The organism is Rhodococcus sp. IEGM 1381 (assembly GCF_030056795.1).
Taxonomy (GTDB): domain Bacteria; phylum Actinomycetota; class Actinomycetes; order Mycobacteriales; family Mycobacteriaceae; genus Rhodococcoides.
The window spans coordinates 66954-88735 of sequence record NZ_JASHKQ010000012.1 but is presented as its reverse complement, the minus strand read 5'-3'; the positions used below and the strand labels follow the sequence as shown (position 1 = coordinate 88735).

Below are 21782 nucleotides of genomic sequence, written 5' to 3'. Positions count from 1 at the left end.
TACGAAATCCTATGCCTTGGCTGGAACGTCGAAGTTGGTGACAGCGAGCTTGGTCTTCGTCGCCAGATAGAAGTACATCACGAAGCCGATGCCGCAGCCGATGAACCAACTGTACTTCGAGGCCGTCGACATACCGGCGATCTCCATGCCGTCGATTGCTCCGTTGAAGAGCACGGTGAACATGGCCACGAGCGCGCCGACGACGGTGGAGTACACCGCTGCCGGGTTGTATCCCTTTGCGTACCAGTATAATCCGGTCGGCGACATCGAGAACAGCTCGTCGACAACGACTTTCTGCTTGCGGACCAGGTAGTAGTCGGCGATCAGGATGCCGAACAACGGTCCGATGAATGCGCCGAGAGTTTCCAGCGTCAGGTGAATGACCTCGGGATTGTTGTACAGATTCCACGGGGTGATGAGCACCGAGCCGATGGCGGCGATCATGCCGCCGGCACGCCAGCTGATCTTCTGGGGGCTGACGTTGGAGAAGTCGAATGCCGGCGAGATGAAGTTGGCGACGATGTTGATGCCGATGGTGGCGATCGTGAAAGTCAGGGCACCGAGGACGATCGCGAATGTGCTGTCGATCCGGGCAACGGTCGCGACCGGGTCGGTGATCAGCTCACCGAACACCGGCAGCGTCAAAGAGGCGGTGACGACGACGAGAATCGAGAACACCAGGAAGTTCACCGGCAGGCCGAGGAAGTTGCCCTTCTTCACTGCGGCATAGGATTTGCCGTAGCGCGAGAAGTCGCCGAAGTTGAGCATCGGACCGGAGAAGTACGAGACCACCAGCGCGATGGCACCGAGCATCACCGGGATCGAGCTCAGACCCGTGTGCTCGACCTCGCCGAGGTTGAGATCGATCGCGCCCCAGCCGGCTTTCCAGATCAGGTAGCCGCACAGCATGAACATCACGACGTACACCGCAGGGCCGCAGAAGTCGATGAACTTACGAATGGACTCCATACCGCGCCAGAACACCGCCGCCTGGACGACCCAGAGGAACAAGAAGCTCGCCCAGCCGAGCAGGGAGAGTCCGACGAAACCGTAATCCGCGGTCACAGCGTACGGAGCCAGCGACGGGAACAACTTGATCAGCACGATATCGAGTGCGGCCGAAGCCAGGAACGTTTGGATGCCGTACCAGGCCACCGCGATCAGACCGCGGATGATGGCCGGAATATTGGCACCGAGGACGCCGAAGACGCTGCGGCAGATGACCGGATACGGAACCCCCGACACCTGGCTGGGCTTGGCGACGAGGTTGCAGAAGAAGTAGACGATCGTGATGCCGACGAGAAGTGCGATCAGTACCTGCCAGCTGGCCAACCCGAGTGCGAACAGGCTGCCCGCGGTCACGTAGCCCCCGACCGAGTGCACATCCGACATCCAGAAGGCGAACAGGTTGTACGAGGTCCAGGTCTGCTTCTTCAGCGGAGCCAGATCCTCGTTGGTCAGCCGCGGGTCGTAGCTGTCCTTGATCAGTCCACCACCGACGGGGTGGCCCGCGGCTTCCACAAGATCTCCCGTTTGGGCGGGACCGTGCGCTGTATCTGTCATCGATGCTCCTGACGGCATGGCGTATGAGGTGAACGAAGGAGGTGAACGATGAAAAGTTAGCGGCGAAGTGTTGCGCGCTCGTGACGAAAGCGATATATCTTTGGCGGAATTTTTATCGCGTCTGGTCGGGCGACGGATCGGCGAACAATCCGTGGTCGTTCGACAATGTCGAAATGACCGAATTGAGACGCGTGTGATGATGCTGCGCGGCGCGCAGCAGACCCGCGGAATCGCCGGCGAGAAAGGCCGTGAGCATATCTGCGTGATCGCTGTGCAGTGATGCCCTGTCCGATCCGGCAACATGAACCATCGGCTGAATGGGTTCGGTTATGTTCCAGGCAGATTCGAGCATGTGAAGCAACCGATGCATGCGGCACGGACGGGTCAGGGACAGGTGGAATTCACGTGAGAGCCGGTGGTATTCACGCGAGTCGTCCTGCGTGAGCGAGGCCTCGAGCAGGCGATTGACCTCGATGAGATGGGCGCGGTCGTCCTCGGTGGCGAGATCCACCGCCACCGGAAGGGCGGCGGTCTCCAGAACCTCTCGTACGATGTACATTTCGCGAAGCTCGGCCGCGGTCAACTGAGCGACCGTGTAACCGAGGTTCGGTCGATGATCGACCAATCCCTCACCGATGAGGGTCTTGAGGGATTCGCGCACCGGGATTCTGCTCACCCCGAAAAGTTCCGCTACCTCGTTGAGTGGAATCGGCGTATTCGGTGGCGCATCACCGGCGAGAATTACTCGGCGTAACTCGCGAAGAATTGTCGGCTGTGGACCACCCGGTGTCGTTATCGACAATTGCGAGAGAAATATCGACCGGCGACGGGGTGGCACGAACCGAACGTTAGCGGCGCAGTGTTTCGACGGCGTGACGTTCTCGTTCCGTACCGATAGCATCGGCACCTATGGCCACGGACCCCCTCGGTACGCAGTACTGGCCGGACGTCGATGGGTCCAGGACCCTCGTGGTGCCGGTCGGCTCGATCGAACAGCACGGACCGCACCTGCCGCTCGATACCGACACCCGTATCGCCACCGCCGTTGCACACACCATCGACAACGCAATCGTGGCTCCCGCGATCGCGTACGGGTCCAGCGGCGAGCACGAGGGATTTCCCGGCACCGTGTCGATCGGCGCTGCAGCACTCGAGACGCTGCTGGTGGAATACGGGCGCTCCGCGTGCCGCTGGGCCGAGCGGGTGGTGTTCGTCAACGGGCACGGCGGCAACGGGCCCACCTTGCGATCTGCCGTGCTCTTGCTGCGCTACGAGGGGCGTGATGTCGTCTGGTTCCCGTGCGCGGTGCCCGGAGCAGATGCTCACGCTGGGCGCACCGAAACGTCGATGCTGCTGCACCTTTCGCCCGAGGTAGTCGACATGAGCAAAGCGGAGGTGGGCAATGTGACCGACATTGCTGCCCTACTTCCTGCGCTGCGCGCCGATGGCGTCGCATCGATCGCTGCAAACGGTGTGCTCGGCGATCCCTCCGGAGCGGATCCGGAAGAGGGGCGTCGGTTGTTCGAGCTACTTTGTGCTCGCGCCGGCGGTGCGGTGCGGAGATGGAGTCCCTCCGAGCACGGGGTGATCGCGTGACCGACCTTGGTGAATCGCCTGTTCAGCGTCCCCCGATCGATTCCGGAGAAACGGGCAGCAGGTATGTTCCGTCCGATTTTGCGGGTGGCCGACACACCGGAGGCTTGTCCGCTTACGATCTCCTGATGGGTGAAGGTCGGTTGCCTGACGGCTTCGGGGTGAGAGTCGATCCACGCGTACGCACATTCTCCGAAGGACGCGTCCTGATCGGTGGTTCGCCGACACGGATGCTCACACTCGCACCGACGGCGGCCGCGATGATCGGCGACGGTTTCATCGAAGTGACCGACTCGCAGTCCGCGCTCGTCGCACGCAAACTTCTCGACTCGGGAGTCGGCAACCCGCGTCCGATGTCGATCCCGTCGCCGTCCGATGTCACCGTCGTCGTGCCGCTCAAGAACAACGAGGCCGGGCTCGAGCGTCTGATCACGGCCTTGCACGGGCTGCATGTCATCATCGTCGACGACGGGTCCGACACCCCGGTCGCGGTGCCGCGGATGGCGTGCAGCGTGGGCAGTGTGACGGTGCTCCGGCACGAGCGCTCACGCGGACCGGCTGCCGCGCGAAACACTGGAATGCGCTGCGCTACAACCGATTTTGTTGCATTTTTGGATTCCGACGTCGTGCCGCGCAAGGGTTGGCTCGAGGTGATGCTCGGTCATTTCTCGGATCCGGCTGTGGCATTGGTGGCACCCCGCATCGTCGCGCTCGAGCCCGAAGGTAGTGCGCTGGCCCGATACGAGCACGCACGCTCGTCGCTCGATCTCGGTCGCAGAGAAGCTGCAGTGCGGGCCGGGAGTTCGGTGTCCTACGTGCCCAGCGCCGCGATGTTGCTGCGCCGGTCCGTGGCGATGGACTGCGAGGGATTCGACGAGTCGATGCACGTGGCCGAGGACGTGGACCTGTGCTGGCGGTTGCAGGAGGCAGGGTGGCGGTTGCGCTACGAGCCCGTCGCCCATGTTGCACACGAGCACCGCGTCACCTTCGTCGAATGGTTTGCTCGCAAGTTGTTCTACGGAACCGGTGCCACACCGTTGTCCGCTCGTCACCCGGGAATGGTGCCGCCGATTGCGATGTCTCCGTGGACGCTCATCGCGTGCCTGCTCGCTGCGAGTCTGACGCGGATCGGACTCGTCGGCGCAGCGGCGACACTCGGCGTGACGGTTGTTCGACTTCGCAAGATGTTCGTCGGCTTGGATCAGCCCACTCGCATCGCGGCGATTCTTGCCGCGGAAGGTTTCGTGGCGGGGCTGTGGCAACTGGCGTCGGCCTTGTGCCGACATTATTGGCCGATCACTCTCCTCGCTGTATTGCTGTCCAGTCGAATTCGAAAGATTGCACTCGGATTAGCTGTGGCAGAGGCATTCTCGGATTGGAGTAAGCACCGCGAACTCGGCGGTCTCGATCCGGTGCGCTATGCCTTCTTCAAACGAGCCGACGATATTGCCTACGGTGCGGGGTTGTGGAAAGGCGCTCTGGCCGCACGAAGTATCGACGCACTCAAGCCACGCTTGGACGGCTGACGCGGTGCGAGGCCGGCCCGAGATGGTGTGAACCGGATCGAGTACGCAGACGTCATCGTCGTCGGCGGTGGCTCCTGTGGCTGTGTCGTCGCCTCCCGGCTGAGCGAGAATCCCGATCGATCGGTGCTGTTGCTCGAAGCCGGACCCACGTTCTCTGCCATCGCCGAAGTCCCGGCCGACCTGACCGACGCATCGATGCTTCCCATCGGACCCGGCAGCGAATGGGTGGGAACGTATTCGGCCGAACTCACCTCCGGCGTCGGCCGAACGATTGCTCGAGGCCGGGTTCTGGGCGGCTCGGGCGCAGTGAACGGTGGCTACTTCGTTCGTGCCACGCCCACGGACTTCGACGCCTGGCCGCAGTCGCTGTGGTCTTTCGAGCAGGTGCTGCCGTTCTACCTCGGCTCCGAAACAGATCTCGATGCCGGGACGCAGAGGCAGTGGCACGGATCTCGCGGACCCATGCCGGTCGCGCGCACCCCGGTACGCGCTCGACATCCGATCACGACGGCATTCGTCGATTCTGCAGTGAATGCAGGATTTTCGATGCACCAGGACCTGAACGCTCCCGGGGCGTCCGCCGGGGGAGTCGGTGCCGTGCCGTTGAACATCCGCAACGGCACCCGCGTAAGTGCAGCTCTCGCATACCTTTTGCCGATCCTGGAGCGGCAGAACATACGCGTGCAAGGACATGCGACGGTGACGTCGTTGATCTTCGACGGTAGCAAGGTGATCGGCGTCGAAATGCTCGTCGACGGTGTTCACAGTATCGTGAGGTCCGACACCGTGATTCTGTCGGCCGGTGCTGTGCACACCCCGGCACTGTTGCTTCGATCAGGCATCGGACCCGCCGATGATCTTGTCGCGCTGGGAATTTCGGTCGAGGTCGACAGTCCGGGTGTGGGTCGAGGTTTCAGTGACCATCCCGAGGTGGCCGTTCCCGTCGTCGCGAAGAACGAAGTTCCAACGAAATCGCCTGCGCTGGAGGCAGTTCTGCATGCCGACGCGGTGGAGATAAGGCCGTACACCAGAAGGTTCGACCGGCTGATCTCCGGTCTCGAGCCCGGGCCGCAGGTAGTGGGCGTCGGCCTCATGCGATCGACGAGTCGCGGGAGCATTGCGCTGCGCAGTACGGACCCGTTCGAGGCTCCGGACGTGCGATACCACTATCTCGAATCGGAGGTCGACCGGCGCGCGATGCACGAGGGCGTCGAACTCGCGCGCGATCTGCTGGCGTCGCCGATCATGTCGGAGACCGTGACCGTGCCCACGATCGAGAATCCTCTCGCAGCGCTCGGCACATCACTGCACCTGTCCGGTAGTGCCAGGATGGGGCCCGAGTCGGATCCGAGTTCGGTACTCGACGATCACTGCCGGGTGCGCGGCGTCGACGGACTCTTCGTCGTCGATACCTCGGCATTCCCGGTAGTGCCCAGCCGTGGGCCACACGCGACGGCCATCATGTTCGCCGAACGTGCCGCAGCGCTCCTCTTCTGAATGGAACCCTCCCGGACTGCGGGGGCGTAGCGTTCGTGGTCTGGGGACCGTTCAGGTTCCCCAATAGATGGGTTACTGCCATGTCGGACAAATCGCCCCGCAACACGATGACCAAAAAAACCGGCAAATCTCTCAAGGACAAGCGCGCAGACAAGCGGGCGAAGTCCAGTGGTGACACCAGCAACGACATCATCACCTCGGCCGTCAAGAAGAAGTAGGCACTCGCGGTCGACGTGACCGGGACCACCGCTCGCGTCGGCCACGGCTGTATCCTTGCTTGTGAGCTGGGTTACAGCAATGTGGACAGGTCACGGAGGAAGCGTCGAATGGCAAGCCGATCGGACAGTGGTGGCAACCCCTGGGTCGCAGTGCGCCCGGGTGAGGACGTCGCTGTTCTGGCGCGCCAAATGTCCAGTGCCCATCAGTCTTTCGTCGACGACATCCGTACCCACGGTTCGACGGTTCGGTCCGTCGTACTCGATTCGTGGATGCGCAGTCGCACCAAGGGTGTCGATCCCGACGGTGGAAACGAAACTCCGATTCTGACCGGGCAGGATCTCGAGCGCTACCGCAACGGTCATCCGATGGCCATCATCCGCCCCGTCATTCGCAAACTGTTGGTCGAGGACGCATCCGATACGGGATTGCTCGTCGCTATCTCGGATGCGGAGGGACGCCTGCTGTGGGTCGAGGGTGATTCCGCGGCGAAGGATCGGGCGCTCACGATGGACTTCGCCGAAGGCGTCGACTGGAGCGAGGAGAGCAAGGGCACCAATGCTCCCGGTACCGCGCTCGCGGTCGACCACAGTGTGCAGATCTTCGCGTCCGAGCACTTCTCTCGGTCGGTGCACGAGTGGAGCTGCTCGGCGGCACCGGTGCACCACCCCACCAGCGGTCACATTCTGGGAGCCATCGACATCACCGGTGGGCCGCGGGTGGCGGTGCCCGAGGTGCTCTCGCTGGTGCGTGCCACCGTCGCCGCGGCCGAATCCGAGTTGCGTCTGCACCTGATGAATTCGCCGAAGTCGTTGGGCGACACAGCTCCTCGTCTCGAAGTTCTCGGATCCGGCCGGCCGGGAGTGGTTCGCGGATCCGGCCGGGTACCGCTCTCCCAGCGACATGCCGAGATCTTGCTGCTGTTGGGTGAGCATCCGGAAGGGCTGAGCTCGGACCACCTCGCGGTGCTCCTCGACGAGCAGGAACTCGACTCCGTCACCATCCGCGCCGAGATGTCGAGACTGCGCAAGACCTTCGGTACCGCAGGCCTGGCATCGCGGCCCTACCGTTTGGTCGGCGAACTGACCTCCGATGTCGGCGACATCAGGCGAGCCTTGGACCGCGGCGACGTCGATGCCGCTCTACGGATCTACTCCGGCCCAGTGCTCCCGGGGTCCTCCGCGCCCGGCATCGAGAGCATCCGTGAGGAACTTCGGTCTCGTATGCAGGCCGCGCTGCTGCGGCTCGGAGATCCGGTGCTGCTCGCCCAGTGGACTTCGTCCATCCATGGGCGCACGGACGTCATCGCGTGGGAGGCCTACCGGGCCACTCTGAGCAGGGATTCCGCGCTCTACGGCCAGGTCAGTGCGCGCATCGATCTGCTCGATCGCGAACTCGGAATCTGACGCATCGGTCGCCTCCAGCCTGTTCGGATTATCGGCAACCTACTTGCAACGTTGCACGGCCTAGTGTCCTGAATCACACACCGCATCAACTGTGAAGCACGTGTCGATCAGGAGGATTTTCAATGTCCGTCTACGCCCGTCCAGGTACCGCCGATTCCGTCATGTCGTTCCAGTCGCGCTACGACAACTGGATCGGCGGCGAGTGGGTACCGCCGGTCAAGGGCCAGTACTTCGAGAACCCGACTCCCGTCACCGGTGAGAACTTCTGCGAGGTCGCCCGCTCGACGTCCGAGGACATCGAACTCGCACTCGACGCGGCACACGCCGCAGCTCCCGCGTGGGGCAAGACGTCTGCCGCCGAGCGCGCGGTGATCCTCAACAAGATCGCCGACCGCATCGCCGATAATCTCGAGTCCATCGCGCTGGCAGAATCCTGGGACAACGGCAAGCCGATTCGCGAAACCCTCAACGCCGACATTCCGCTGGCGATCGATCACTTCCGCTACTTTGCCGGCTGCATCCGCGCGCAGGAGGGATCGCTCTCCGAAATCGACAGCGACACAGTCGCTTATCACTTCCACGAGCCGCTCGGCGTCGTCGGACAGATCATCCCGTGGAACTTCCCGATCCTCATGGCCGTGTGGAAGCTCGCTCCCGCACTTGCCGCCGGTAATGCCGTGGTGCTCAAGCCCGCCGAGCAGACTCCCGCGTCGATCCTGCACCTGATCTCGATCATCGGCGACCTGCTGCCCGCCGGCGTGCTGAACATCGTCAACGGATTCGGTGTCGAGGCAGGCAAGCCGCTGGCATCGAGCCCGCGTATTTCCAAGATCGCGTTCACCGGCGAGACCACCACCGGCCGCCTGATCATGCAGTACGCGTCGCAGAACCTGATTCCGGTGACGCTGGAACTCGGCGGCAAGAGCCCCAACGTCTTCTTCTCCGACGTGCTCCAAGCCAACGACGACTACCAGGACAAGGCGCTCGAGGGCTTCACGATGTTCGCCCTCAATCAGGGTGAAGTGTGCACCTGCCCGTCGCGCTCGCTGATCCAGGCGGACATCTTCGACGAGTTCCTCGCCCTGGCCGCCATCCGCACCAAGGCTGTGCGACAGGGAGATCCGCTCGACACCGACACCATGATCGGCGCGCAGGCATCGAACGATCAGCTCGAGAAGATTCTCTCCTACATCGAGATCGGCAAGGGTGAAGGCGCACAGGTCGTCACCGGCGGCGAGCGCGCACAGCTCGGCGGCGACCTGAACGGCGGCTACTACATGCAGCCCACTATTTTCACCGGCAAGAACAACATGCGAATCTTCCAGGAAGAGATCTTCGGGCCGGTCGTCTCGGTCACGTCGTTCACCGACTACGACAACGCCATCGAGATCGCCAACGACACCCTGTACGGTCTCGGCGCAGGCGTCTGGTCTCGCGACGGTGGAATCGCTTACCGTGCCGGCCGTGATATTCAGGCCGGTCGCGTGTGGACCAACACGTACCACCAGTACCCCGCGCACGCCGCGTTCGGTGGCTACAAGCAGTCCGGTATCGGCCGCGAGAACCACAAGATGATGCTCGATCACTACCAGCAGACGAAGAACCTGTTGGTCAGTTACGCGCAGAAGGCACAGGGCTTCTTCTGATGCTGGACGCTCGGCCGCCTGCGCGGCTGAAGACAACCGTCGAGGCGATGGACTTGCTCCGTCGCCTCGGCGGTATCCACGGGGAACTGATGATGCATCAGTCCGGTGGATGTTGCGACGGCTCGTCGCCGATGTGTTATCCCGCAGGCGAATTCATCGTCGGCGATCGCGACGTCCTGCTCGGGTACATCGACCTCAGGCTCGGCGTGGGTGAGGTTGCGAAGACCCTGCCCGAGGGTCCCGACGGGGTTGCGGTCTGGATATCGGGGTCGCAATTCCAAGCATGGAAACACACCCAGCTTGTGCTCGACGTGGTGCCCGGCCGCGGTGGTGGGTTCTCGCTCGAATCACCGGAAGGGGTTCGCTTCCTGAGCCGAGGTCGCGCGTACACCGCCGAGGAGAACGACATCCTGGCCGAGCACCCGCCGCTCGTCGGCGTCGACTGGGAAGAAGGTCGACGGCCCGAGGTTTCCGACGATCCTCTGGTGGTCGCCGAGGCTGTCGACGCATGTCCCGTCCCGGGGATACTCCAGGGCTGAGTGCGGCACACGCCACATGATGCAGTCGGTGTGACAAGTCCTTCTTACTGTGACTCCACGTAGACAGTAAGGGCCCTCTCGTTGATTCTTGTACCGCCTGTACAGGCGATCAGCGAGAGGGCCACCATGGATACAACCCGCAGACGCGCGCTGCAAGCCGCAGCACTACTGGGCGTAAGCGGTGCATCGGCGTTTCTCTCCGGGGCACGCCCCGCCAGCGCAGCGCCGATTCTCGAATCCGCCTACCGAGCCTTCGTGCCCGAACTGTGGAACGAGCCTCTGCGCGCGCCCGAGCACTCCGAGTCGATCATCATCGGCTCGGGGTTCGGTGCTGCAGTCGCCGCGCGTCGACTGACCGAATCCGGGTCCTCGGTCACCATCCTCGAACGCGGATCGCAGTGGCCGCTCGACGCGCGACGGCAGATATTCGCCAACGATGTCGCGCCGGACGGCCGTGCCTTCTGGCGGCGCGGTGGCCTGGCCCCGTTGACCGGTCTGCCGATGGTGCCGACCGATCGGTTCGGTGGGATTTTCGACGTGACCGAGCACGGCTCGATCGACGTCTGGCGTGCCGCGGCCGTCGGCGGTGGCTCGCTGGTGTTCACCGGCGTCATGATCGCCCCCGAACGTCGATTCTTCGACTTGCTCTTCGGCTCCACGGTCTCGTACGACGAGATGGATTCGGTCTATTACCCGCGAGTGCGTTCGGCATTGCGGCTTTCGCCCATGCCCGACGACGTCTATGCCTACGTCCCCTTCACACATTCGCGAATCTGGGATGCGCAGGCGCGCCGAGCCGGATATTTGCCGAAGCGCATCGACGGCATCTGGAACTGGGATGTGGTGCGCGCGGAATTGTCCGGCGCGGCACGGCCGTCGGCGACCATCGGCGAATCGAATCTCGGAAACTCCAACGGTGCCAAGTTCGACCTGACCCAGAACTACCTCGCCGACGCGCAGCGCACCACTCGCGCGAAAATCCATGCGCGGCACGAGGTCACCGCGGTGAGTTCGTCTACGATCGCGCGGCAGGAAAGACCCAGCTGCGCTGGCCCGAGCAGGGCAACACGTACGTCGAAGAGGCGCTGCGCGCCGTGCACGATCGCATCGCTCACACCTCCGGCATCGGAACCGGCTTCCCGCTCCTACGAGTCCCCGACGTCAACGCATCGTTCACTGCACACCCGCTCGGTGGCGCGGTCCTGGGCAAGGCAACGGACGGGTATGGGCGAGTGGCCGGATACGACGGCCTCTACGTCGTCGACGGCGCGCTGATCCCCGGAAGCACCGGTGCCGTCAATCCTTCACTGACCATCGCCGCTCTTGCGGAACGGAACATCGAGGAGATCATTTCCGCGGGACGGTGAAGTGGGGCCGCGGGTAGCGCTTACAGTGCGAAAGATGAAGAGCGCACCGAAGTCCGACGACGTCGAGGGCGGCGAGAGCCTTCGCACCGTGATCATCGCTTTCGTTGCCAATCTCGGCGTCGCGATAGCGAAGACGTTCGCGGCCGTATTCACCGGATCGGCGTCCATGGTCGCCGAAGCTGCGCACTCGTGGGCGGATACCGGAAACGAGATCTTCCTGCTCGTCGCCAATCGCCGGGGATCGCGCGGGCCCGATGATCGACGGCCTCTCGGGTACGGGCGGGAGACCTATTTCTGGTCGACCCTCGCAGCGGTCGGACTCTTCGTCGCCGGTGCGGCAGTGTCGGTGTGGCACGGCATCACCTCGTTGCTCGCCGGCGAATCGAGCAGTGAGAACTACCTCGTCGCGTACGTGGTGCTCGCCATCGCATTTCTGCTCGAGGGAGTCTCGTTCCTGCAATCGGTTCGGCAGATTCGCGGTGAAGCGGCCGAATACGACAAGGACTTTCTCGATTACGCACTCGAGACCTCTGACCCGACGCTCCGCGCAGTGTTCGCAGAGGACAGTGCCGCGTTGATCGGCATCGTGATCGCCGGTGCCGGTATCGGATTGCACCAACTGACCGGTAACGCCGCATTCGATGCCATCGGGTCCATTCTGGTGGGAGTTCTGCTCGGAATCGTCGCGTTCGTACTGATCGATCGAAACCGCCGATTCCTCACCGGTGAACCGGGATCGAGAGCATTATGGAACGCGGTAGTGCAGCGAATCGAGCAACTCCCCGAGGTGGCGTCGGTCCTGTTCGTTCGCATCGAGTTCGTCGGTCCCAAACAGATCTATGTGGTGGCGAGTGTCGATCTCGTCGGTGATTTCGCAGAATCACGCATCGCACACACGCTCCGGCGGCTGGAGCGTGAGTTGGAAACCAACAGAGCTGTGGTGGACGCGGTACTGACAGTCGCAGAACCGGACGAGGGCGATATCGGTGACATCAACGCCGTGGGGCACCAGTCGTAATTCGCCCGTCATTCATCGATGACGCGGCGCTTACATCACGGGCCTATCGTGAACCGATTCGCGCGCCACACGTGTTGTGAATCGTCCCCTCGGGCGTGAACCCGCTCCGAGCGCAACGGCTACGAGAGGCCTGCAATGTCCGTAGTAGATCCCCAGTCGTCTCCTCCGAAATCGGGCTCGCACGAGAGCACGCAATCGCACGTCGAGGGCGGTGACTACCTGGCCAAACGCACCCTGAAGAAGGGGACTGCGGGCTGGGTACTGCTGGCCGGCCTCGGAGTCAGCTACGTCATCTCCGGCGACTACTCGGGGTGGAACCTCGGTCTCGCCGAGGGCGGCTTCGGTGGCCTTCTGATCGCGGCAATCATCATCGCGGGTATGTACCTCGCCATGGTCCTCGGCATGGCGGAGATGTCTTCTGCGCTTCCCGCGGCAGGCGGCGGCTACACCTTCGCCCGTCGCGCCATGGGACCGTGGGGCGGATTCGCCACCGGCACAGCGATTCTCATCGAGTACGCCATCGCTCCGGCCGCGATCGCGACGTTCATCGGTGCCTACGTCGAATCGCTCGGCCTGTTCGGGATCACCGATGGGTGGTGGGTCTACCTGGTGGTCTATGCGGTGTTCATCGGAATACACCTCTCCGGCGCGGGCGAAGCACTCAAGATCATGTTCGTCATCACCGGCATCGCCTTGGTCGGACTCGTCGTGTTCGCCATCGCCGCCATCGGTCAGTTCGACGCAAGCAACCTGACCGACATCGCACCCACCGACGCCGCGGGGGCCTCGGGATTCCTCCCGTTCGGCTACCTCGGCATCTGGGCGGCCGTGCCGTTCGCCATCTGGTTCTTCCTCGCCATCGAGGGTGTGCCGCTGGCCGCGGAGGAGGCCAAGGATCCGACCAAGAACGTCCCGCGCGGCATCATCGCGGCCATGGGTGTTCTGCTCGTCACCGGTGCCGTCGTCCTGTTCCTGGTGACCGGAGCAGGCGGGGCCGACGCCGTCAAGGAATCGGGAAACCCGTTGGTGGAAGCGCTCGGTGACGGCACGGCGAGCAAGATCGTCAACTACATCGGCCTGGCCGGATTGGTCGCGTCCTTCTTCTCCATCATGTACGCGTACTCGCGCCAGCTCTTTGCGCTCTCTCGCGCGGGGTACCTGCCGAAGACATTGTCCATCACCAATTCTCGCAAGGCGCCGACGCTTGCACTGATCGTGCCCGGCGTCATCGGCTTCCTGCTCTCACTGACCGGTCAGGGCGGAATGTTGCTCAACATGGCCGTGTTCGGTGCGGCACTGAGCTACGTTCTGATGATGGTCAGCCACATCGTGCTCCGTCGCAACGAGCCGAACATGGACCGCCCGTACCGAACCCCCGGGGGCGTCGTGACCACCGGATTCGCGTTGATCATCGCGGCACTCGCCGTCGTCGCCACGTTCGTCGTCGATTCCACTGCGGCACTGTGGTGCCTGGCCGTGTTCGTGGCGTTCATGGCCTACTTCGGCATCTACAGCAGACATCACCTCGTCGCGAATTCGCCGGACGAGGAGTTCGCCGCACTGGCCCAGGCCGAGGCCGAACTGGAATGACGATCTACACGCAGCAAGTCTCGGGCACCACCTACACGTTCGACGGTCTGGTGGATCTGATGGCCAAGGCGACCCCGCTGCGATCGGGCGACGAACTGGCCGGTTGCGCAGCCGAATCGGATGCCGAGCGCGCCGCTGCGCAGTGGGCACTGTCGGAGGTTTCACTCGATGTGTTCCTGCATGACCTACTTGTTCCGTACGAGAGCGACGAGGTCACCCGGCTCATCATCGATTCTCACGATCGCATCGCGTTCGGTGCCGTCTCGCATCTGACCGTAGGAGGTCTACGGGATTGGCTGCTGCAGGTGACCGCAGGGCCCGACTCGGCAGCGACACTGCGTTCGGTCGCGGCCGGACTGACACCCGAGATGGTTGCTGCCGTCAGCAAGATCATGCGAAATCAGGATCTGATCGCAGTATCTCGGGCGGTACAGGTGACGTCGGCGTTCCGTACGACGATAGGTCTACCAGGAACCCTCACCACGCGTTTGCAACCCAATCACCCGACGGACGATCCGCGTGGAATCGCGGCGGCCACGCTCGACGGATTGCTGCTCGGATCGGGCGATGCGGTCATCGGGATCAATCCCGCGACCGACTCACCTCAGGCCACAGCCGACCTGCTGCATCTGCTCGACGAAATTCGGCAGCGCTTCGAGATTCCCACGCAATCGTGCGTGCTCTCGCACGTGACGACGACGATGGAACTGATCGACAAGGGAGTTCCCGTCGATCTGGTGTTCCAGTCCATCGCTGGCACCGAAGGAGCCAATTCGAGCTTCGGCGTGAATATTCCGCTGCTTCGGCAGGCCAACGAGGCCGGCCGATCGCTGCACCGCGGAACCGTCGGGAACAACGTCATGTATCTCGAAACGGGTCAGGGCTCGGCGTTGTCGGCGGGCGCACACATCGGCACCGGTGACCGACCGGTCGATCAACAGACCTTGGAAACGAGGGCGTACGCAGTGGCCCGCGATCTGGAGCCGCTGCTGATCAACACGGTCGTCGGATTCATCGGACCCGAGTATCTGTACGACGGCAAGCAGATCATCAGGGCCGGCCTGGAGGATCACTTCTGCGGCAAGCTGCTGGGACTGCCGATGGGAGTGGACGTCTGCTATACCAACCATGCCGAGGCCGACCAGGACGACATGGACACGTTGCTGACACTGCTGGGTGCGGCCGGAGTTGCCTTCGTCATCGCAGTGCCGGGAGCCGACGACGTCATGCTCGGATATCAGTCTCTGAGCTTTCACGATGTGCTCTATGTCCGACAGGTCCTCGGCCTGCGGCCTGCACCGGAGTTCGAGTCGTGGCTCTCGCGTCTGGGCATGGTGGACGCCGACGGTCGAGTCCTGGACGTCGATGCTGCGGGATCACCGTTGCGGGCCTTGATGAGTGCGCGATGAGCACGCCTGCGCAGCGAGCAGACACAGAGTTCTGGGGCGAGCTGCGGGCGATGACTCAGGCCCGAATCGGGCTAGGACGTATCGGTGATTCGTTGCCGACCACCCGGGTGCTGGAGTTTCGCTCGGCGCACGCTGCCGCGAGGGATGCGGTGCACATGCCGCTCGATGTCGACGAGTTCGTGAGCCGGGTGGAGCAGGTGGGGCTCGGTGCGCCGGCCGTGGTGACGTCGTTGGCGACCAGTCGTGCGGAGTATCTACGACGGCCCGATCTCGGTCGGCAACCGAAGGATCTGTCGGCGGTGGTGAATTCCGAGGACGAGATCGGAATCGTGTTGGGCGACGGGTTGTCCCCCCGCGCACTCGCCGATCACGGTGTGCCGATGTTGGAGGCATTGAAAGCCGAGCTGTCCGATCGGTATTCGATTGCGGCTCCGGTGATCGCGACCGAGGCGCGGGTGGCGCTGGGTGATCACATCGCCGCGGCGATGGGTGTTCGGACGGTACTGGTGCTGATCGGGGAGCGCCCGGGCTTGTCGGTCGCGGACAGTCTCGGCATCTACCTGACGCATCTACCGAAGCCCGGCTGCACCGATGCCGATCGCAATTGCATCTCGAACATCCACCCGCCCGAGGGGCAGGGGTATGCCCAGTCGGCGCGAATAGTAGCGGGCCTCCTGGCCGGGGCAAGAAAGCTCGGGCGGTCCGGAGTGGCGCTCAAGGACACCTCACGGGCCGATGTGCTCGAGGCGACCGAGGTCCTCACGCTGGAGTGACATCCCCCTATTCGGGGGTGGCTGCGCGTGACGGCGGTCACTACCGTGGATGCATGGACAGTTATTCTTCCGGTTCGTCGGACACCGCGGTTCGCAGCGAGACCATCGGCGCGAATCTGGATCGAACCGCGGCGGAGTTCTCCGAGCGTGACGCGTTGATCGACGTGCCCACCGGGCGACGGTGGACCTATTCGGAGTTCGTCGCGGACGTCGATCTGTTGGCGGCCGGACTACTGGTGGCCGGTGTCGCGGTGGGTGACCGAGTGGGGATGTGGGCACCCAACTGTCCCGAATGGGTTCTGGCGCAGTATGCGACAGCGAAGATCGGGGCGGTGCTGGTCAACATCAACCCGGCGTATCGGTCACACGAGCTGCAATTCGTCCTGAAGCAGGCCGGGGTCTCGGTGTTGTTGTCGGCCAAGGAGTTCAAGGGCTCTGACTATGCAGCGATGATCGAGAACGCGCGACCCGAGGTGCCGTCGCTGCGTGAGGTTCTGTTCATCGGCAGCATCGCGTGGGAAGCGATGACCGATCGTGGGCATCGAGCATTGGCGAAGACTCCGCAGATGATCACCGACGTGTCCGAACAGCTCCGTGCCGATGACGCGATCAATATCCAATACACCTCGGGGACTACGGGTTTCCCGAAGGGTGCGACGCTCAGTCACCGGAACATCCTCAACAACGGTTTCTTCGTCGGCGAGCTCTGCCACTACACCGCCGAGGACCGGGTGTGTATTCCGGTGCCGTTCTATCACTGTTTCGGCATGGTGATGGGCAATCTGGCGTGTACCTCGCACGGCTCGGCGATGGTGATTCCCGGACCCTCCTTCGATCCGGTCACGACACTCACCGCCGTGGAATCGGAGAAATGCACGTCGCTCTACGGCGTGCCGACGATGTTCATCGCCGAACTCGCTCTCGAGAACTTCGACGACTTCGATCTGAGCAGTCTGCGTACCGGAATCATGGCCGGATCACCGTGCCCCACCGAGGTGATGAAGCAGGTGATCGAGCGCATGGGGATGACGGAGGTGTCGATTTGCTACGGCATGACCGAAACGTCCCCGGTGTCGCTGCAGACTCGAAGCGACGACTCCATCGAACAGCGAGTGTCCACCGTCGGTCGTGTGGGTCCGCATCTCGAAGTGAAGATCGTCGACCCCGTCCTCGGTGAAATGCTGCCCCGAGGCGAGGCGGGCGAACTGTGCACGCGCGGCTATTCGGTGATGTTGGGCTACTGGGAGCAGCCGGAGAAGACTGCCGAGGCCGTCGACGCCGAGGGATGGATGCACACCGGCGACATCGGGGTGATGGACTCCGGCGGCTACGTGGCCATCACCGGACGGATCAAGGACATGGTGATTCGCGGCGGTGAGAACATCTATCCCCGCGAAGTCGAGGAGTTTCTCTACACCCATCCCGACATCCTCGACGCTCAAGTGATCGGTGTTCCCGATCAGAAGTACGGCGAGGAGCTCATGGTGTGGATCAGGATGAGAGACGATGCCGCGCCGCTCGATTCGGATACGGTGCGCGCGTTCTGTGATGGCCGGCTCGCGCACTACAAGATTCCGCGGTACGTGCATGTCGTCGACGAGTTTCCGATGACGGTCACCGGCAAGGTACGAAAGGTGGAAATGCGCGAACGGTCGCTAGGATTGATCTGACGGCGATCGCTCGGCTGACATACTCGCATGCATGGACAGTGCGCTGTGGACGCCGACGGATTCCGATTTCGCCGAGGCTCGGGTGACCGAGTTCGCTCGATTCGTCGAGCAACGCCACGATGTGCTTCTACCGGACTACCCGGCGCTGTGGCGATGGTCGACGAACGAGCTGGAACTGTTCTGGCGAGCAGTGTGGGATTTCTTCGAGATCCGCTCGGCCGACGAGCCGACCGTCGTACTGAGTGAACGCGGAATGCCGGGCGCGCAGTGGTTTCCGGGAACCGAGCTGAACTACGTGGACCAGGTGATCAGGCACGCTCGACCCGGTCGCGCCGCGATCGTCCATGCCCGCGAGGACGGTTCGGCGCAGACAGTGACATGGGCGAGGATGATCGAGCAGGCGGGCGCGCTCGCGGGGACGCTCGCAGACAAGGGAGTTCGGCGCGGCGATCGCGTCGTCGGCTATCTGCCGAACGTTCCCGAGGCGGTGATCGCATTCCTGGCGACCGCGAGTCTGGGTGCGGTGTGGTCCGCGTGCGGGCAGGACTACTCGGCCTCGGCAGCACTCGACCGTCTGGGCCAGCTCGAACCCACGGCACTGATCACTGCCGACGGGTACGCCTACGGAGGGAAGTTCCGAGACAAGGCTGCCGACGTCGATGCTCTCGTCGAAGGCCTTCCGACACTGCGGGCCGTGGTGATGATCGGCGAACCGTCGGGAACGGCGCAGAGTTGGTCCGACGCCACCGCCGAGAGCCGGCAACTGGAACCGGTGGCCGTCGCGTTCGATCATCCACTGTGGGTCGTGTTCTCGTCGGGCACCACAGGTCTACCCAAGGGAATCGTGCACGGTCACGGTGGTGTGGTGCTCGAGCACCTCAAATCTGTTGCCCTGCACTCCGATCTGGGACCCGATGATGTCTTCTTCTGGTACACCAGCCCGAGTTGGATGATGTGGAACTTCCAAATATCCGGCCTGTTGACCGGTGCCACCATCGTGTGTGCCGACGGGAATCCGTCGTTCCCGACGCCGGATGCGCTGTGGGACATCGCAGCGAGGCTTGGTGTGACCTACCTCGGTACCAGCCCCGGCTACGTGCTCTCGTGCATCAAGGCCGACACGCATCCCGGTACCGATCACGACCTGGCGGCCCTGCGAGCTGTCGGGATCACCGGGTCCGCGATGCCCGCATCCTCGTCGATCTGGTTGTCGGAGAACATCGGTGCGCAGACACCGGTGTTCTCCATCTCGGGCGGTACCGACGTCGTGTCTGCCTTCGCCGGGGGAGTGCGAACCGCCCCGGTATGGGCCGGAGAGCTGTCGGTGCCGATTCTCGGCGTTGCGCTCGACGCCTTCGACGAAGCCGGCAACTCGGTGCGGGGAACGGTAGGCGAACTGGTCGTCACCGAGCCCATGCCGTCGATGCCGCTGTACTTCTGGAACGACGCCGACGGTACTCGCTACCGCGACGCCTATTTCGACACATACCCGGGAATCTGGCGTCACGGCGACTGGATCACCATCACCGATCGCGGGAGCGTATTCGTGCACGGTCGATCCGATTCGACGCTGAACCGCAACGGTATTCGAATGGGGAGCGCCGATATCTACCAGGCCGTGGAGTCACTGGACCAGGTCACCGAGGCGCTCGTTCTGGGCATCGAACTGGCGGAAGGTGGTTACTGGATGCCGTTGTTCGTGGTGGCTCCGGATGGTCTCACCGACGAACTGCGCGCACGCATCGAATCGGCCATCAGAACGCAGGCGTCGCCGCGACACGTTCCCGACGACGTCATCGCGGTGCCGGCAATCCCGCACACGCGAACCGGGAAGAAGCTCGAGGTGCCACTCAAGCGACTCTTCCAAGGTGCCGCGGCGACAAGCACTCTCGAATCCAGCGCCGTCGACGATCCGGCTGCATTGGCGTGGTTCGTCGACCGGGCGGCCGAGTATCAGCGAGTCCAGCGGGCGAGGTAGGCCTTCTCCTCCGGCGCGATGCGGCGCAAGGTCTCGGCACCGACGTCGACCATCGCCATCCGCGTGGTCGCCACTACCGCCGGCGGCGAATCCGGTGCCGCGCCTGCTGCCCGCACCTCGTACCCGATCGTGAAGTCGACGGCTCGCACCTTCTCGAACCAGAGTGTGACGTCGAGCGGACCGTCCGAGTGCCGGAGCGGTTTCTTGTATGCGATGGCCACATTGGCGATCAACGCACTCTTGATCAAGCTCTCGTTCGCCTCGCCCTCACTGAGCAGCCATTCGATCCGCGCCTCTTCGAGCAAGGTGACCATCCGGGCGTGATTGATGTGCGCAAATGCGTCCATGTCCGACCAGCGCACTGTGACGGTCGCGTGATACCCGACGGGTCCGGTCGGCTCTGTCTGCATCGCACCAGGCTCTGTCTGCATTGCTAGAGGATGTCATGCGCGCCTGCAAGGGCGACGCTCTAGAGTCCCAGGGGTGATTATCGCCAACGTCGCACTGGATGGTTCCGGCGTACTCTCCGACATCGAACTCGTCGGCTCGGTCATCTCGTCGATCGTGCCCGCCGGTAGTCCACGAGGTACCGGCGTCGAGGTGATCGACGGGGGAGGTGGAGTTGCCCTGCCCGGGTTCGTGGACTCTCACGTACATCTGACTCAATGGGCAGCGGCGCGTCGGCGTATCGATGTCGGGCCCGCCACGTCGGCGGCCGATGCCGTCGCGTTGGTTTACCCCTATGCGCGAACAGCAGGCGATTCCGTGGTGCGCGCCAACGGGTTCCGCGACGCGCAATGGCCGGAGGAACCGCACAAGGATCTGCTCGAGAGTGCACTGCCCGGTGCCCGCGTGGCGATGACGAGCATGGACCTGCACACGCTGTGGCTGAGCCCGGCGTTACTCGCAGATCTGGGAATCGATCACCCCACCGGGGTGCTGCGCGATGTCGACGGCCTCGAGGCGGTCATGGCACTCGAAGAACAGGAGGACCCGGCGGAACTCGATCGGGCCGTACTCGACGCCACCGCAGCGCTGGCGGTCCGCGGAGTCACCGGCGTCGTCGATTTCGAGTTCGCGGACAACAGGACGGTCTGGGATCGACGCCTGTCGGCCGGTTCTCCTGCGGTACGCGTCGACACGACGGTATGGCCACAGTGGCTCGACGAAGCAATCGAGCGCGGCGAGCGCACCGGCGACGTCTCGGCGCTCTCGGAACTGATCAGGCGCGGACCGCTCAAGGTGATGCTCGACGGTTCGCTCAACACCAGAACGGCGTGCTGCCACGACAGGTACCCGGGAATCGACGGCGACGACGCGTTCGGTCTGTTGCTCGAGACCCAGGAGAGTCTGTTCGGGCTCGTCTCGCGGGCGTCGCGCACTGGCATCGTGCCGGCGATCCATGCGATCGGCGACCGCGCCAACAGCATCGCACTCGATACCTTCGAGCGGGCCGGCTGCGGGGGTCGAATCGAACATGCGCAGCAGATCCTGCCGGAGGACATCGAACGTTTCGCCGCACTGGGTGTCGCGGCATCGGTGCAGCCGCAGCACGCCATGTCCGATCGCGACATAGCCGAGAATCTGTGGTCCGGGCGGCGCTCGGTGGCTTACGGCTACGGAACGCTCCATCGCAGCGGGGCGAGACTGCTCTTCGGCTCCGATGCCCCGGTCAGTCCACCCGAACCGCTGGCCGGAGTCGCCGCTGCGGTGTTCCGAACCGACGACGACCGACCGCCGTGGCACATCGAGGAAGCAATGCCCCTCGACGCCGCACTGCACGCCGCGTGTGGCGGTCGCCGGGCTCTCCGAGTCGGGGACGCGGCGGACATCGTCGTGCTGGTCGAGCATCCAGAGCACCGCACGGTGCACGATCTCGCAGAAACAGAGATCAGGGCCACGATCTGTGCAGGCGCGCTCACCCACGCAGCGGTGGGGTAGACGCATCCGGTCGTGCTCACCCAGAGGGACGCAAAACGCGCACGAGGTGA

Annotated in this window: 19 protein-coding genes; 16 read left to right on the top strand and 3 right to left on the bottom strand. The window is 63.6% G+C overall.

Features of this window, described 5'->3' with window-relative positions; translation table 11 throughout:
- Nucleotides 1–9 precede the first annotated feature (9 nt).
- Together QM797_RS20570 and QM797_RS20565 are read right to left on the bottom strand one after the other, a co-directional pair.
- Nucleotides 10–1563, bottom strand: coding sequence for an NCS1 family nucleobase:cation symporter-1 (locus tag QM797_RS20570; RefSeq protein ID WP_283277516.1), 1554 nt, complete (start codon nucleotides 1561–1563; stop codon nucleotides 10–12).
- Nucleotides 1564–1675: 112 nt separating this feature from the next.
- The gene (locus QM797_RS20565) at nucleotides 1676–2401 is read right to left on the bottom strand and encodes a GntR family transcriptional regulator (protein ID WP_283277515.1); all 726 of its coding nucleotides are present in this window, start codon (nucleotides 2399–2401) and stop codon (nucleotides 1676–1678) included.
- A gap of 71 nt (nucleotides 2402–2472) precedes the next feature.
- On the opposite strand from QM797_RS20565, the gene mftE reads away from it, so the two are divergent.
- From mftE to QM797_RS20495, 15 genes are all read left to right on the top strand, one after another.
- The gene (gene mftE / locus QM797_RS20560) at nucleotides 2473–3159 is read left to right on the top strand and encodes a mycofactocin biosynthesis peptidyl-dipeptidase MftE (RefSeq protein ID WP_283277514.1); all 687 of its coding nucleotides are present in this window, start codon (nucleotides 2473–2475) and stop codon (nucleotides 3157–3159) included.
- Nucleotides 3160–3284: 125 nt separating this feature from the next.
- Complete coding sequence (gene mftF / locus QM797_RS20555) at nucleotides 3285–4682, top strand: mycofactocin biosynthesis glycosyltransferase MftF (protein WP_283277513.1); 1398 nt, start codon at nucleotides 3285–3287, stop codon at nucleotides 4680–4682.
- 27 nt (nucleotides 4683–4709) lie between these two features.
- A complete protein-coding gene (gene mftG / locus QM797_RS20550) occupies nucleotides 4710–6179 on the top strand; it encodes a mycofactocin dehydrogenase MftG (protein ID WP_283277512.1) in 1470 nt (489 codons plus the stop codon).
- 80 nt (nucleotides 6180–6259) lie between these two features.
- Entirely contained in the window at nucleotides 6260–6397 is a 138-nt protein-coding gene (locus tag QM797_RS20545) for a hypothetical protein (RefSeq protein WP_165712752.1), read from the top strand.
- A 108-nt stretch (nucleotides 6398–6505) separates the two neighbouring features.
- Nucleotides 6506–7801 (top strand): sigma-54-dependent transcriptional regulator family protein, encoded by a 1296-nt coding sequence (locus QM797_RS20540; protein ID WP_283277511.1) that lies wholly within the window; start codon nucleotides 6506–6508, stop codon nucleotides 7799–7801.
- A 122-nt stretch (nucleotides 7802–7923) separates the two neighbouring features.
- Entirely contained in the window at nucleotides 7924–9447 is a 1524-nt protein-coding gene (gene exaC, locus QM797_RS20535) for an acetaldehyde dehydrogenase ExaC (RefSeq protein WP_121870459.1), read from the top strand.
- The gene (locus QM797_RS20530) at nucleotides 9447–9986 is read left to right on the top strand and encodes a DUF779 domain-containing protein (RefSeq protein ID WP_283277510.1); all 540 of its coding nucleotides are present in this window, start codon (nucleotides 9447–9449) and stop codon (nucleotides 9984–9986) included. The genes exaC and QM797_RS20530 overlap by 1 nt, the downstream gene beginning before the upstream one ends.
- Before the next feature lie 126 nt (nucleotides 9987–10112).
- Nucleotides 10113–11261 carry an NAD(P)-binding protein gene (locus QM797_RS20525; protein WP_349307213.1) on the top strand — a complete coding sequence of 383 codons (1149 nt, stop codon included), beginning with the start codon at nucleotides 10113–10115 and terminating at the stop codon, nucleotides 11259–11261.
- Nucleotides 11189–11353, top strand: coding sequence for a GMC oxidoreductase (locus QM797_RS26270; protein ID WP_349307214.1), 165 nt, complete (start codon nucleotides 11189–11191; stop codon nucleotides 11351–11353). Before QM797_RS20525 ends, QM797_RS26270 begins: the two co-directional genes overlap by 73 nt.
- Before the next feature lie 34 nt (nucleotides 11354–11387).
- Nucleotides 11388–12371, top strand: a complete 984-nt coding sequence (locus QM797_RS20520) for a cation diffusion facilitator family transporter (protein WP_283277509.1) — start codon at nucleotides 11388–11390, stop codon at nucleotides 12369–12371.
- Between the two features lie 135 nt (nucleotides 12372–12506).
- Nucleotides 12507–13961: an ethanolamine permease gene (gene eat, locus QM797_RS20515; protein WP_283277508.1), complete on the top strand. Its 1455-nt coding sequence runs from the start codon at nucleotides 12507–12509 to the stop codon at nucleotides 13959–13961.
- Complete coding sequence (locus QM797_RS20510; RefSeq protein WP_283277506.1) at nucleotides 13958–15370, top strand: ethanolamine ammonia-lyase subunit EutB; 1413 nt, start codon at nucleotides 13958–13960, stop codon at nucleotides 15368–15370. Before eat ends, QM797_RS20510 begins: the two co-directional genes overlap by 4 nt.
- Entirely contained in the window at nucleotides 15367–16143 is a 777-nt protein-coding gene (gene eutC, locus QM797_RS20505) for an ethanolamine ammonia-lyase subunit EutC (RefSeq protein WP_283277505.1), read from the top strand. The genes QM797_RS20510 and eutC overlap by 4 nt, the downstream gene beginning before the upstream one ends.
- A gap of 53 nt (nucleotides 16144–16196) precedes the next feature.
- Nucleotides 16197–17813, top strand: a complete 1617-nt coding sequence (locus QM797_RS20500) for an AMP-binding protein (RefSeq protein ID WP_283277504.1) — start codon at nucleotides 16197–16199, stop codon at nucleotides 17811–17813.
- A gap of 31 nt (nucleotides 17814–17844) precedes the next feature.
- On the top strand, nucleotides 17845–19791 hold the full coding sequence (locus QM797_RS20495) for an acetoacetate--CoA ligase (RefSeq protein WP_283277503.1): 1947 nt from the start codon (nucleotides 17845–17847) through the stop codon (nucleotides 19789–19791).
- Here QM797_RS20495 and QM797_RS20490 read toward each other — a convergent pair.
- Nucleotides 19767–20201 carry an acyl-CoA thioesterase gene (locus tag QM797_RS20490; RefSeq protein ID WP_283277502.1) on the bottom strand — a complete coding sequence of 145 codons (435 nt, stop codon included), beginning with the start codon at nucleotides 20199–20201 and terminating at the stop codon, nucleotides 19767–19769. The genes QM797_RS20495 and QM797_RS20490 overlap by 25 nt on opposite strands.
- 73 nt (nucleotides 20202–20274) lie before the next feature.
- Between QM797_RS20490 and QM797_RS20485 the strand changes: the two genes are divergently transcribed.
- The gene (locus QM797_RS20485) at nucleotides 20275–21732 is read left to right on the top strand and encodes an amidohydrolase (RefSeq protein ID WP_283277501.1); all 1458 of its coding nucleotides are present in this window, start codon (nucleotides 20275–20277) and stop codon (nucleotides 21730–21732) included.
- The last annotated feature ends 50 nt before the right edge of the window (nucleotides 21733–21782 follow it).